Here is a 244-nt window from a genome sequence, read left to right on the forward strand (position 1 = left end):
TTTCAAAAATATCTGTCAAAAGTGTTGGGTCCATAACCTCTTCTACTGTTCCAAAAGCAGCAATTTGTCCATCTTTCATAGCACAAATTTTATCAGAGTATTTAGCTGCAAAATTTATGTCATGCATAACAGTCAAAATTGTTCTTCCGAATTCATTAGCTGCACGCCTCAAATGCTCCATCATTTGAACAGAGCGCGCAACATCAAGGTTGTTCAGAGGCTCGTCCAATAGCACATATTCAGT

The 244-nt window shown here is 38.1% G+C and carries 1 pseudogene; it reads right to left on the bottom strand.

Annotated features, from left to right (window positions below):
• Positions 1–244 (bottom strand): annotated as a pseudogene (locus tag SB775_RS32895) (siderophore ABC transporter ATP-binding protein); the annotation flags it as partial.

It is taken from the genome of Peribacillus sp. SIMBA_075 (assembly GCF_046534585.1).